The sequence below is a fragment of the Peribacillus sp. FSL M8-0224 genome (genome assembly GCF_038003055.1).
GTDB lineage: Bacteria > Bacillota > Bacilli > Bacillales > DSM-1321 > Peribacillus > Peribacillus frigoritolerans.
In genome coordinates this window covers 967,806-980,465 of record NZ_JBBOOJ010000001.1, presented here as the reverse complement: position 1 = coordinate 980,465, position 12,660 = coordinate 967,806, and the positions used below count along the sequence as shown (strand labels likewise).

Here is a 12,660-nt window from a genome sequence, read left to right as displayed (position 1 = left end):
ATCTCCTTAATTAGCAATAAATGAATCATGCACTCTTTTCCAGAAAGGAAAAGGGCGGAATCTGGCAAATCGGATCTTTTCATCTGCCACCCGACACTGTATCGACTTTACATTTTCCTGAAGCAAGGACAAATGGTCGACCGTAATTTGAAAATTGACCGCATTGACCGGCCTGAACATACATGTATGATGTGCCGGCAGCAGAAGTGGAGATCCTACCGTTCTAAACACCCGGTTATTAATGGATGCCAATTCGGTAATCTGGATGGCATCGATTGATGGATGGACGATGGCCCCGCCAAGCGCCTTATTATACGCCGTGCTTCCAGATGGCGTCGCAATGCATAAACCATCTCCACGGAACGTCTCGAAATGCTGGCCGCGTATTTCAACGTCCATTACGAGCGTCCCTTCAACACTTTTGACTGTCGATTCATTCAAAGCCAAAAATCTGGCTTCCCGTCCTCCATGCTGATAACGGACAATCGTTTCGAGCAGTGGATATTCCACTATTTGAAATGGGGTTTTCGCTAAAGCTATCACCAATTTTTCTATTTCATCAGGGGTCCAATCTGCATAAAACCCAAGATGTCCTGTATGTACTCCAACAAAGGCGGTTTTATCCAATCGATTCTTATAACGGTGAAAAGCATATAATAAAGTGCCATCACCACCGACAGAAATGACAATATCCGGCTGATCTTCGTCATATTCCAACTGAAAGTCCTGAAGATACGTTCGCATCCTTTGCATTAAAGTATTCGATTTCGCATCTCCTTTTGACGTAATCGCAAATTTCATGTAATCCCACCTTCTATTTAGATTTCTTCTCGTTTACCCATTTATTTTTTCAAGAATCTTTCTTCCGGGAAAAAAGACGCTGTGCTTCCTGGATTTCCGTACGGATTTGCGACATCTCTGCATCAAGCAGGAAGGCCGCTTCAGCTGCACGTTTGAGTCGCAGTTGAATATCTTCCGGGAAAATGCCTTTATATTTATAATTTAAAGAATGTTCAATCGTCGCCCAAAAATTCATCGCAAGAGTCCTGATTTGAATTTCGGCAAGGATATTCTTTTCGCCATGGATCGTCTGGACCGGATAGCGGATTACAACATGATAAGAACGATAGCCGCTAGCTTTTTTATGGGAAATATAATTCCTCTCCTCGACTATCTCGAAGTCATTTCGACCTCGTAAAAGTTCAACCACCTGTTCGATATCATCCACGAACTGGCACATCATGCGCAGCCCTGCAATATCCTGGATCTCAGTTCCCAATTTATCAATGGGAATGTCCTTTAAGCTCGCCTTATCCAATATGCTGACAATCGGCTTTACCCTGCCTGTTACAAATTCGATCGGTGAGTGAATATTCTCTCTCTCAAACTGTTTCCTTAAACCCTTTAGCTTAACCTTCAATTCTTCGACAGCCTGAGTATAAGGCGCCAAGAAATCGTCCCAACTCTCCATTGCCACACCACCTATATCTATCTAAAAAGCGCCTGTTCAACTCTGGTATGGGCAGAACGCTCTCCTAAACCCAGCAGCCAAATGACTTTATGCCAATTCACCACTGGATTCTATTAAATCTTTCTCTAGCAAAGAATATGTATTAAATTTCTATATATACGATTGACCAATTCTCCTGCTCAACGTTTATATTTTATCATATCCTGCAATTGATTCCTAAATATTCAAGTACAATAGCAAAAAATTATTGAATTCAATTTGACAGCTTGAATGGTTCTTATATGATTAACCTAAGAATCAGCGAGAAAGGATGGAACACATGAACCAGCATATTGAAATTGAATTTAAAAACCTCTTAAGCGAAAAAGAATTTCGTCAACTGATCGAATACTTTCATGTCGGGGCATCGAACTTTAAAACACAGAAAAACCATTACTTCGATACACTTGGATTCTCTTTGAAACAGCAAGACTCTGCACTTAGGATCAGGGAGAAAAATGGCCGATACGAGCTGACTTTAAAACAGCCCGCTACAGATGGATTATTGGAAACGAATCAAGATATTCCTGAAGAAACCGCATATGGCTTCCTGAAACATAACATATTCCCTGATGGCGAGATCCGACATCTTATCCTCGAGTGCGGAATTGATCCAAAAGATTTCACCTGCTTTGGGACACTACAAACAGACCGTTTTGAATTTCCTTACAAAGAGGGCCTGCTCGTTTTAGACCATAGTTCGTATTTGAACCAAGAAGACTTTGAGCTTGAATATGAAGTGTCGGATGCAAAAGCCGGGAAAAAAAACTTCCTGACGCTCCTTGAAACCCTTCAAATTCCGGTAAGGGAAACCGAAAATAAGGTTAAGAGGTTTTATCGTGCCAAATTCCAAAAATAATCCTGTTTGAACCCATTCGGAGGTGGAGAGTTTGAAAATCCAAGATTTCAAAACGTTTATGGAATTGCAGGCAATCCAGCAATTCACGAACGGCAACATCAAAAATACAAATTCATCTCGATCCGTTTTCCAGGACATGCTCTCGGCATTGGTTTCGGGTGATGCTCTAGAAGGCACTTCGCAGACATTGGGTTCCTTATTATCCAATGTGGAAACGGAAGCGAAGAAGTCCTTTCTTCAACCCATCGGTCTGACATCCATGAACATCAACCCGATTTCCACTGCCCACGCTAACAATCAGAGCAGCGAAAACGCAACAAACTATGATCATATCATCAGCCAGGCGGCAAGTTTATATAATCTCCCGGAAAAACTGATTAAGTCTGTCATTAAACAAGAATCGAACTTCAACCCTGAAGCCACCAGTTATGCGGGTGCAACAGGCCTTATGCAGTTAATGCCAGCAACTGCAAAAAGCCTTGGGGTGGATGATGCAACCGATCCAGAACAAAACATCATGGGCGGGAGTAAATATTTAAGTCAAATGATGGCACGTTATGACGGGGACATTCAGGTTGCCCTTGCTGCTTATAATGCCGGGCCAGGAAATGTCGATAAATATAACGGCATCCCTCCTTTTAAAGAAACTCAGAACTATGTCCAAAAAGTTTATGGCACATTTTCAAGCTAAAGCAAGCTGACCCTGTTTATTTATGATGGGTCAGTTTTTTCATGTCTATATATGCTTCTTCCACGCACCCTGATCAAATGGTAAAGCTCCTCAAATGCTGTCATCTTCGTTCATTTCCCTGTGTCATATTACAGATGTAAAATTTTCTTTAAGCTATATATTTGTTATATCAGTACGTCATTGATAAAATATGAATAAATATCAACCATCTTTCTTTAAAAGGAGTAATCAACATGATGCAAGGGAACCCTACACCATATGAATTAATTGGAGAAGGGCAATTACACAAATTAATTGATGTGTTTTACTCCAACGTTAGTCAACACCCGGATCTGCAGCCAATATTCCCTGATGATTTAACTGAAACGGTCCGTAAGCAAAAACAATTTATGACTCAATATTTAGGCGGTCCCTCTTTATATACCGAAGAGCATGGCCATCCTATGTTGCGGGCTCGACATATACCTTTTGAAATCACACCAGAACGTGCGAAAGCATGGCTCTCATGCATGTATCAAGCCATGGACGAAGTTGGCCTTGAAGGTGAGATTAGGGAGTTTTTCTATCACCGCCTCTATTTGACGGCACAGCATATGATCAATACATCCGGAACTGACGGGAAAGGAGAAGACAGTTGAGCGCACAAAAACCAGTTTTCAATATTTCCGATTGGATCAAGACGCAGCATTGCTATGATATAGGAAAAAAGCCAATTGAAATTTATGTTTTTGTTGATCCGCTTTGTCCCGAGTGCTGGGGCTTAGAACCAATTATTAGGAAATTACAGATAGAATATGGCCAATTGTTCAGTTTACGCCATGTTTTAAGCGGTAAAATCGATACTCTTAATATGGGGAAAAATAAAAATTATGAAAACCTTGCTCAAGTTTGGGAAAAGACAGCCAGCCGCTCGGGAATGTCCTGCGACGGGAGCCTTTGGTCTGAAAACCCAATCTCTTCTCCATATACAGCTTCCATCGCAATAAAGGCAGCGGAATTGCAGGGCCGTAAATTGGCCATTCGCTTTTTAAGGCAGCTTCAAGAATATGTATTCATAGGTAAAAAGGATATATCCAATATCGAGGTCTTGACCGAATGTGCCAAAATGGTCGGTTTGGATGTGGAGGAATTCCTTTATGACATCAATTCTTCCAGTGCAGCCAAAGGCTTTCAATGTGACATGAAAATCACAAGTGAAATGGAAGTGACTGAAATACCTTCCCTTGTCTTTTTCAATCAAAATATTGAAGAAGAGGGAATAAAGGTTTCAGGTGTCTATTCCTACGAGGTATATGTTCAAATTTTAGAAGATATGCTGAATGGTCTTCCAGCCCCCGCACCCCCTCCCTCTCTCGAAGAATTTCTTAGCTGTTTCAAACTAGTGGCCACAAAGGAGATTGAAACGGTTTATAATATGAGTAAGAATACCGTCGAGTTGGAAATGAAAAAGCTTGTTTTAAAACAGTTGGCAGAGAAAATTCCTGCTAAATACGGAACGTTCTGGAGATACACAAAGAAGCAGTCATGAATTTGACTGCTTCTTTGTTTGTTATATATTAAAAAGGAAAAACCATGCAAATCAAAAGATTGCATGGTTTTTTTATTATAAGAAATAAGGGGATGGGAGAAATTTTTCACGATCAAACAAAGGGGTATAAGTTTGTTTGTGATTCACTTCACAATATATAATATAACAGATAACCCATTTATGTTTCAACCATATGTGTAACTTTTCACAAATTGTTCACAATATATATTTTTCGTCTTTTATTATCCTTTCTGGTATATATAGCTAAATAAGAGACGGTTTTAATTTTTAGGCCATACGTGTTTTGATAGCTGATTTAGTATGGGATTGAGTCTATTTGTGAAATGTATCACAATAATAACTAAACATTTCTTTTTATTAATTCAGCTTACGTTCAACTTTTATTACTACCGGTACCATTATATTTCATGCACATGAAAAACCCCGGCAAATCACGAAATTTGCTGGGGTTTTCACCTATTTATACGATTAAGGGGATGGGAGAAATTTCACGACGAACAAACAAAGGGGTATATGTTTGGGATGTGATAACTTCTATATCTGTACTATAGCAGATTACACACCTTATTTGCAAGAACTTTGTGCGCGACTTCACATTATTGTCATATTCTTAGAATACTGCTTATTCTAAAACATACTATCTAATAATGAGCAGATGAGTTTTTACTGCTGCCAGGTTGGAGGTGACCAAATTGAAAGGCTTTATTCTACTCATACTCTTGATAGGGTCGCTATTTGTCCAGCTACTCGGTATCATGGACCTCATTCCTCTGTATTTTACCTCCCCTATTTTATTTTTTGTTTTGTTCATAATTCTTCATAGCTTAAATCAGAGAAACCGTTTTAAAGGATTATGACGGACATCCAGATAAAGATGAAAAGGACCCGAAGTGTTCGGGTCCTTTCCACATCCTATTTATTCAAAAGTTCTTCCAACTCATTTAATTTTTCTTCGAATACATTCATGGCTTCTTGTACAGGCTCGGCTTTTGTCATATCGACGCCAGCCTTTTTGAGTACTTCGATCGGATAATCGGAACTTCCTGATTTCAAGAACTCCAGATACCTTTTGACAGCAGGCTCTCCTTCTTCAAGGATTTGCTTGCTCAATGCTGTTGCTGCACTGATTCCAGTTGCATATTGATAAACATAGTAATTATAGTAGAAGTGTGGTATACGAGCCCATTCCAAACCGATTTCTTCATCAATGGTCACGTTCTCGCCAAAGTATTTCTTGTTCAGCTCATAATATTCCTTAGTAAGCATATCCGCCGTCAACGCTTCCCCATTTTGAGCTTTTAAATGAATGGTATGTTCAAACTCTGCAAACATCGTTTGTCGGAACAATGTGCCACGGAAACCTTCCAGGTAATGGTTCAGTAAATAGATGCGTTTCTTTTCATCTTCGATCGAATTCAGTAAATAATCATTCAACAGGTTTTCATTACAAGTCGATGCAACTTCCGCTACAAATATTGAATAATTCCCGTATGGATATGGCTGATGTTTACGTGTATAGTAGCTATGGACCGAATGCCCAAACTCATGAACGAGCGTGAATAAGTTATTGACGTTATTTTGCCAGTTCATTAGAATATAAGGGTTCGTCCCGTATGTACCCGAAGAATAGGCACCGCTTCGTTTCCCTTTGTTCTCATGCACATCGACCCAACGGTTTTCAAATCCCTCTTTCAAAACGTTCAAATAGTCCTCCCCTAGCGGAGCAAGACCTTTAAGGACATAATCTTTGGCCTCGTCATATGTCACTTCCATCTTCACTTCTTTAACAAGAGGAGTGAATAGATCATACATATGAAGTTCATCTAATTCCAGTACTTTTTTACGTAAATCAAGATAACGGTGCAGTAATGGCAAGTTGTCGTTGACCGTTTTAACGAGATTATCGTAAACGGTCTCCGGAATGTTATTATTACTTAACGCCGCTTGGCGTGCTGAATCATATTTTCGAACCGTGGCATTGAAGTTGTGGTTTTTCACCTCACCTGACAGGGTTGAAGCAAATGTATTACGGAACTCCCCATACTTGCTGTATACCCCTTTAAATGCCTCCTCACGTACACGGCGATCTTCACTCTCAAGAAATCTGATATACCTTCCGTGAGTAATTTCCACTTCATTTCCCTCTTCATCCTTGATGGTCGGGAATTTCAGATCTGCATTGTTAAGCATACCGAAAGTATTGCCCGATGCATCGAGTACTTCTGATGCCTGCGCCAATAGTTCTTCCTGCTCTGCTGATAGGATATGGGGTCTCTGAAGATTAATTTCCTCTAAAGAATGTTTATATAATTTCAATTCCTCTTTTTCTTCCAAAAACCCTTCAACTTTACTTTCGTCAATACTCAATAGTTCAGGAACCATATATGAAAACGCAGCCGCTGCCTGTGCGTATAAAGCTTTTGCCCGATCCTCCATCCCTTGATAAAATGGATTGGTTGTATCTTGATCATTGCGCATATGTGAATAAGAATAAACTTTCCCTAGCTTCTCGAAAACCTCATCTTGAAGTTGGAGGGCCGCAAATAACTTTTCTGCGCTTTCTCCCAATGTCCCTTTATGTGCCTCCGCTTTCTTGAGGTCTTCCTTTACCGCTTTGAAGGCAGCTTCCCAATCTTCCTCGGTTGCGAAGATATCTTCCAGTCTCCACGTATCTTCAGGAGCTATTTCACTTCTTGAAGGTAATGTATTCGTTTTTGTTTCCTGTGCCATAAAAATTCCTCCCCATTCTATAGAAACTTGCCATTGGGCTAACTCATTAAACCGGATTGAAACTGCAATGCTTCATTTTGTTTAATTCCCAGTTCTTATTACTATTTCTCCATTTACAAAAATAATCCTGCCATTTCATCTGAATTCAAGATAAATTGAGATGTTATCACTGATTATACTGGATATTCCCCTTTTCCATCATCAATTTATGCTTATCATAGAAATCTTTTTCCAAAATTTGAGCTTGATCACTGGTGAAGGGAAGGGTAAATTCCTTTTCAACTTTAAAAACCCCTTCTTCCAGCTTTGTTAGATAACCCAATTGCTCCAAAAGCATGATATATTGTTCTATAGGATACTCGATGGTTTTTTCATGAAGCAATGGCAACGGTCGGAACTTAATTTCCCCTTTTTTTGAACGCTTTCTAAAAATGCGGATAATATCAGCCATATAAATCTTTTCCCCTGTTCTTTTCTCTTGAAACACATCCATGTATAACCATGCCTGCCATTCGATCGAGGCAGTTTCGATCAACAGCATCCCTCTGACGGGAACACCCACTTCAATTGGAAGTGTCGCAGGTGAAATATGATGTAAATATAGGGCTTCGAAAACAGGATCGCATCTGCGTGCTGTTTTCACTCGATGGAGGGACCAGCCATTTCGTTTATATCTCCATACAGGCAGAAAAGGGAAACGAAGGCAGTTTTGGGGCACTGCCCGACTAGGGGGAAGGAGCTTTAGAGAAGCTGTTGTCAATTCGGCAAAGACGGTTCTAGGGGTAAAAGGAGTGAGGTTCTTCAATACTGATAAATGATCAGTTTCCGGGCAATACATCCAAAGAAACGGATGATGGCAGCTGCCGGTGACGAAGAGCCATTGGAAGCGGGATATACTGAATTCATAAAAGCTTTTCCTTTTTAAGCTTTTTGCAGCGAGGATCCAGATTGGTTTAATGCCTATGCTTTGATAGGCTCTTGACCTTTCCATGAATTCCGCCTCGGGGATAACTGAGCATTGAAATTCTATCGCATAACGATTACCTCCTATCCTCACTAAAATATCAGTCCTTTTCTTAATTTCGGGAAGGTAGGCTTCTAGATCCACATGATAACCATGTGATAAAAACCACTGAAACAATTTTCTTTTTCCCATTAAATGATAGGCGGATTCCGGTTCTGAAGAAGCACGGCATGAAGAACTATTTTTATGGGCGAAATGCGGAACCCTTACACTTCCCGCTTTGATGGTCAATTCCATCTTGCAGCATGGACAGTAATAATCTGCTGACTTTCTCCAGTAATCAATCATGTTTGCCGGTATCTTTTCAGGGAGGGTAATCCAAGTCCCATCTTTATTTATCGCAGTTAGCATACATCTCCTCCTCATCCACTACATTCGCCTGGTTCGCTTAGGATTCCTTTTAATGTGCAAAAAAAAATGCCTGATCGGCATAAAAGAGAGTTACAATCTAAAGAAGGGGTGAAAGCAATCGGCAAGTGGACTCCAATAATTTCAAACCGAAATTACGTTTGGAAAACTCATCAATCTCCACTTCCTTGGATACCTTTATATCTTCCATGTAATCATTCACCAGTTGCTGAGCACTTTCCGTCCGGTAAAGAAATGCATTGACTTCGAAATTCAGGTGAAAGCTTCTCATATCGATATTGGTTGTCCCAATTGATGCCATTTGGTCATCCACTATGATGATTTTACTATGCATGAAGCCTTCATTATATTGAAATATACGAACTCCAGAAGCAAGCAATTCGGGAAAATAAGTTCTTGAAGCATGAAATACGATACGTTTATCGGGGTTCTTCGGGACGAGAAGCCTGACATCCAAACCACTTAAAGCAGCCACCTTCAATGCTTGTAAGATATTGTCATCAGGAACGAAATACGGGGAGGCAATCCAGACGGACTTTTCTGCTGAAGCGATCATCTTAAAAAAAATGCTTTTAATGATCGTCCATTCACTATCCGGCCCGCCGCCAATCAATTGAACTCCGCCATGTCCGTGATGGTTCGGAATTCCGGTCATGAGGTATTCATCACTTAAAAAACTATTGTTGGTGCTATAATACCAATCCTGCAGAAATATGAGCTGTAACGTCCTGACCGCTTCCCCCTTTATGATGAGATGCGTATCCCGCCAAGAACCGAATTTCTGGTCTTGTCCCAAATATTCATCCCCTATATTGAGGCCGCCGGTGAAACCGACAGAGCCATCTATCACAATTATTTTACGATGGTTGCGAAAGTTGAATTTATTATTTAATAAAGGGAGATGCAACGGACCAAAGGCCACCATTTCGGCTCCCGCATTCTTCAGTTCATCGATATAAGATCGAGCTAACTTCCAGGAACCAACCGCATCATAGAGAAAACGGACCTTTACCCCTTCTTTTACTTTCTGTATCAAGATTTCTTTTAACAGTCCGCCAATGCGGTCATCCCTAACAATATAATATTCTAAATGAATATGATGTCTTGCTTTTTTTAATTCTTCGATGATATTGGAAAATGTCTCCTCACCATTCCGTAAAACCCTGGTTTCGGTCGTAAATGATACAGGGCTATTCCCCAGCCTATTTGCAAGAGTGATTAACTGCTGTGGGTGATCGCCCATTTCCTTAATTCGTTCATTATATCCCGCTTCGCCGCTTATTTTCACGAAAGTCTGTTTATCCAAAAAGTACTTCTTGCGAAATATCCTTTCTTTCCGAAAATTACGGCCAAACAAAAAGTAAAAAATGAAACCGATGAATGGGAAAGCGCAAAAAATAACAAGCCATGTTATGGTCTGGATGGGATCTCGATTTTCCAGGAAAATGTTGAATCCAATTATCACCAAGAAAAGGGTCAAAATAAGGCTAGAATAAAAAATCAGCCCGCCATCAACGCCATTTAATAGAAAATGCCAAGTGCTGACCAACATGAGAATAAGCAGACCGATGCCAACTATATTCTTCACCTAGACTCCCTCCAATTAACAAACACAGGAACACTAAAAAAACCCCCCTTAGACGAAAAGGCCGATTTCTACTGAAATCGGCCTCAACAGTCTATGCGAAATATTTATCGACCGTTGTGAATACATCATTTTCGATAACTATCTTTCCGTACTCTTCAAGCATGTGCACCGTTATAGGCGACTCCTGGCTATATTCCAATAAAAGACTTAGAACATTATCGATTTCTTCCTCATCAATCTCCGCTTCGGAAAATTCGATATAAAGATAATATTTATTCTGATAAACATAAAGTTTAGTCGTCCAATCATCCAAGCCATGACGTTTGCTTAATGAAATGACATCTTCGAAATCCTCGAAAGTCGTGATGAATTCAATCATACCATCTTCGAATGTCATTCCGCTTTCTTCATCTTTACCATGAAAATGTTGATCAAGAAGCGTATCCATCTTGTCTGATACATTCAAATCCCTTAACTTATCATCTGAAAGAGGCAGCTCGAGTTTCTGACCATCTTTGGCAAGCTGGGCTTTTGTGACCAAAACTTCCAAGCCTTTTTCAAGGGCTTGAACTTGAATCCATAAAGGTCCTTCAATCATGAATTCTTCTTCCTGATGCACTTCATCCATCATTTCCCAAAAAAGTTCCTCACTTCGCTCGCGGCTGTACCAAATTTCTTCGCGATCAAAGCCTCTTTCCTCAATATCTATATAGGAAATATAAAATTTTACTGTATCGTCATTAATGCGTTCGATTTCCATGATTCCCCTCTCCCTTCCTTTCTCATTTTGAAGGGATAATAACCCCCAAGCGAAAATTGCTCTTAAAAGCTCTTTACCCGTAAGTGAATACTGTAAATCATGATAGTCATTAAAACAGACTATTTTACATCATTTTATGACAAAACCTTGAAGAAGGGAAATAAAAAACATTACTTATCTAAAAAACAATTGTTTGCCTAATATTCCATTCATTCTATAAAAAAATACATCCGCATGCAACTATCATAATGCTTTATTAAATTTCACTCTTACTGCCGTCAATGTCATATTATATACATGGCATGATGAGCTGCATTCTTATTTTTTCTTGAAATGATGACCGGTTCAAGGGACCTGTTGCAGCTAAGAAACGACCGCTGTCGCCTATCAATCCTGTTATGTTCCCCGTCATTAAGTTAAAAAAATCAGCGGAAAATCGGATATGTATAAAGAAAAAGCCCTGCACATTTCCTGGCAGAGCTTGAAAGACCTTATTAGTTGACCATACGTTGTGCTTCCCGTAATTGGAAGGTACGAACTTTACGTGGTAAAAATCGTCTTATCTCATCTTCATTATAACCAACTTGAAGCCGTTTCTCGTCAAGGATAATTGGACGTCTCAACAGTCCAGGATTCTCCTTGATCAATTTATATAATTCTTGAAGAGGCAGGCTCTCTAAATTTACGTTTAACTTTTGGAAAGTTTTTGACCGTGTTGAAATGATTTCATCGGTTCCATCTTCTGTCATTCGAAGAATTTCTTTAATCTCATCAATCGTTAACGGTTCTGAAAAAATGTTTCTTTCTTTATATCCAATCTCATGTTCCTCTAACCATGCTTTTGCTTTTCTGCATGAAGTACAACTAGGTGATGTATATAATGTTACCATGCTTACTCACACTCCCTAAATATAGAATCGGTGATCTATGAGGGGAAATCTACTATTAGTATTCATAAGTACCACTCTAATTTGAAATAATTTTAAATAAGTATTTCATGTTCCTTATTATACACTAATTTTTTTAAAATGAATACCCTTTTTGATATTTGAAAAAATCCTTTAAAACTTCCTGTTCATGCTGTACTATAGCTATTTCATTTTTTTATGTAATACATTAAGACCACATTTTCTAATTGAAAAAACATAGCTGCCATTCTCATTTAACTCTCAATTCGGCCCTCATGATTATTTAATTATCTCGTTACTTTTATTTACCCCCAATCCTTGTCAATAAACAAGATCATGTTAATATATTTTCTTTAATAAAAAGCAAATTCCTCCTTTTACAAGAAAAACCATTCTTTTAGCACATATTTTTCCAAAAGTGAAAAAGGTAATTCAAAAGAATCCGCAATAAGGGAGTAATCTACCATCCAAGAAGTTATAGATATTCATTTATCTGCAGAATATGCACAATAAAAGACATACCATTTGATTCCAGAAATCCGCTTCCTTTCCGCCGACTGCCTGCCGAGCCTCCTCGGCACAAGCGCCTGTGGGGTCTCGGCTAGCCAGTTATTCGGCAGGAGTCTCGCAAATTTCTTCCATCCTTTAAGGATTACTGTAAAAAGCATGAAG

The 12,660-nt window shown here is 39.4% G+C and carries 12 protein-coding genes; 4 read left to right on the top strand and 8 right to left on the bottom strand.

Going from position 1 to position 12,660, the window contains the following annotated elements; all coding sequences use genetic code 11:
• Positions 1–6 precede the first annotated feature (6 nt).
• On the bottom strand, positions 7–801 hold the full coding sequence (locus tag MKX49_RS04700; RefSeq protein WP_323599626.1) for an NAD kinase: 795 nt from the start codon (positions 799–801) through the stop codon (positions 7–9).
• Between the two features lie 49 nt (positions 802–850).
• On the bottom strand, positions 851–1,471 hold the full coding sequence (locus tag MKX49_RS04695) for a GTP pyrophosphokinase (protein WP_034314484.1): 621 nt from the start codon (positions 1,469–1,471) through the stop codon (positions 851–853).
• Positions 1,472–1,790: 319 nt separating this feature from the next.
• On the opposite strand from MKX49_RS04695, the gene MKX49_RS04690 reads away from it, so the two are divergent.
• The 4 genes from MKX49_RS04690 to MKX49_RS04675 all read left to right on the top strand — a co-directional run bounded on the left by MKX49_RS04690 (position 1,791) and on the right by MKX49_RS04675 (position 4,588).
• Positions 1,791–2,369 carry a CYTH domain-containing protein gene (locus tag MKX49_RS04690; protein WP_340875304.1) on the top strand — a complete coding sequence of 193 codons (579 nt, stop codon included), beginning with the start codon at positions 1,791–1,793 and terminating at the stop codon, positions 2,367–2,369.
• Between the two features lie 22 nt (positions 2,370–2,391).
• On the top strand, positions 2,392–3,060 hold the full coding sequence (locus MKX49_RS04685; protein ID WP_445670113.1) for a lytic transglycosylase domain-containing protein: 669 nt from the start codon (positions 2,392–2,394) through the stop codon (positions 3,058–3,060).
• A 233-nt stretch (positions 3,061–3,293) separates the two neighbouring features.
• Entirely contained in the window at positions 3,294–3,698 is a 405-nt protein-coding gene (locus MKX49_RS04680; protein ID WP_053534150.1) for a globin domain-containing protein, read from the top strand.
• Complete coding sequence (locus tag MKX49_RS04675; protein ID WP_053087428.1) at positions 3,695–4,588, top strand: ClpXP adapter SpxH family protein; 894 nt, start codon at positions 3,695–3,697, stop codon at positions 4,586–4,588. Before MKX49_RS04680 ends, MKX49_RS04675 begins: the two co-directional genes overlap by 4 nt.
• A gap of 933 nt (positions 4,589–5,521) precedes the next feature.
• On the opposite strand, the gene pepF is transcribed toward MKX49_RS04675, so the two are convergent.
• The 6 genes from pepF to MKX49_RS04645 form a co-directional block, all read right to left on the bottom strand.
• Positions 5,522–7,339, bottom strand: a complete 1,818-nt coding sequence (gene pepF, locus MKX49_RS04670) for an oligoendopeptidase F (RefSeq protein WP_063596454.1) — start codon at positions 7,337–7,339, stop codon at positions 5,522–5,524.
• A 166-nt stretch (positions 7,340–7,505) separates the two neighbouring features.
• Complete coding sequence (locus MKX49_RS04665; protein WP_340875300.1) at positions 7,506–8,714, bottom strand: competence protein CoiA; 1,209 nt, start codon at positions 8,712–8,714, stop codon at positions 7,506–7,508.
• 97 nt (positions 8,715–8,811) lie between these two features.
• A complete protein-coding gene (gene cls, locus MKX49_RS04660) occupies positions 8,812–10,320 on the bottom strand; it encodes a cardiolipin synthase (RefSeq protein WP_340875298.1) in 1,509 nt (502 codons plus the stop codon).
• A 91-nt stretch (positions 10,321–10,411) separates the two neighbouring features.
• The gene (mecA, locus tag MKX49_RS04655) at positions 10,412–11,080 is read right to left on the bottom strand and encodes an adaptor protein MecA (protein ID WP_034314498.1); all 669 of its coding nucleotides are present in this window, start codon (positions 11,078–11,080) and stop codon (positions 10,412–10,414) included.
• A 494-nt stretch (positions 11,081–11,574) separates the two neighbouring features.
• A complete protein-coding gene (spxA, locus tag MKX49_RS04650) occupies positions 11,575–11,970 on the bottom strand; it encodes a transcriptional regulator SpxA (RefSeq protein ID WP_034314502.1) in 396 nt (131 codons plus the stop codon).
• 503 nt (positions 11,971–12,473) lie between these two features.
• Complete coding sequence (locus MKX49_RS04645) at positions 12,474–12,656, bottom strand: hypothetical protein (protein ID WP_340875296.1); 183 nt, start codon at positions 12,654–12,656, stop codon at positions 12,474–12,476.
• Positions 12,657–12,660 lie beyond the last annotated feature (4 nt).

Excerpts from the sequence above, each read along its gene's own strand:
- MKX49_RS04700 (WP_323599626.1), bottom strand. The coding sequence starts at position 801 with ATGAAATTTGCGATTACGTCAAAAGGAGATGCGAAATCGAATACTTTA.
- spxA (WP_034314502.1), bottom strand. The coding sequence starts at position 11,970 with ATGGTAACATTATATACATCACCTAGTTGTACTTCATGCAGAAAAGCA.
- MKX49_RS04695 (WP_034314484.1), bottom strand. The coding sequence starts at position 1,471 with ATGGAGAGTTGGGACGATTTCTTGGCGCCTTATACTCAGGCTGTCGAA.
- MKX49_RS04665 (WP_340875300.1), bottom strand. The coding sequence starts at position 8,714 with ATGCTAACTGCGATAAATAAAGATGGGACTTGGATTACCCTCCCTGAA.
- pepF (WP_063596454.1), bottom strand. The coding sequence starts at position 7,339 with ATGGCACAGGAAACAAAAACGAATACATTACCTTCAAGAAGTGAAATA.
- MKX49_RS04690 (WP_340875304.1), top strand. The coding sequence starts at position 1,791 with ATGAACCAGCATATTGAAATTGAATTTAAAAACCTCTTAAGCGAAAAA.
- MKX49_RS04680 (WP_053534150.1), top strand. The coding sequence starts at position 3,294 with ATGATGCAAGGGAACCCTACACCATATGAATTAATTGGAGAAGGGCAA.
- MKX49_RS04645 (WP_340875296.1), bottom strand. The coding sequence starts at position 12,656 with ATGCTTTTTACAGTAATCCTTAAAGGATGGAAGAAATTTGCGAGACTC.
- mecA (WP_034314498.1), bottom strand. The coding sequence starts at position 11,080 with ATGGAAATCGAACGCATTAATGACGATACAGTAAAATTTTATATTTCC.